Below are 250 nucleotides of genomic sequence, written 5' to 3'. Positions count from 1 at the left end.
CAATTACCCAAAGGTGATATTCAAAAAATTAACTATCATATTAAGGTTAACGGCCAGTTAGTCAAAAATATTTCTACCAAGCCCAACAAAAGCAAAGGCGTGTTTCGTAAATATGAATTAAAAACAACCATTGCAGGTACTAAAAAAGACCCTAATACTATTAAGAAAATGCTAGTCGATACTACTGAGGTTGCTTGGTATTTAGTAAAAAGACAAGAGTCAGTTAAGGATTTCTTGAAAAGAATATACA

General features: G+C 31.6%; 1 protein-coding gene. It reads left to right on the top strand.

The window, feature by feature from the left end; all coding sequences use genetic code 11:
* On the top strand, nt 1-250 hold a 250-nt coding region (locus AAEZ00_RS21815; RefSeq protein ID WP_351090097.1), incomplete at both ends, for a hypothetical protein.

It is taken from the genome of Shewanella sp. S1-49-MNA-CIBAN-0167 (assembly GCF_040310145.1).
GTDB lineage: Bacteria > Pseudomonadota > Gammaproteobacteria > Enterobacterales > Shewanellaceae > Shewanella > Shewanella psychromarinicola.
The sequence above is the reverse complement of the archived record's forward strand: the minus strand, read 5'-3'. Positions and strand labels throughout refer to the sequence as shown.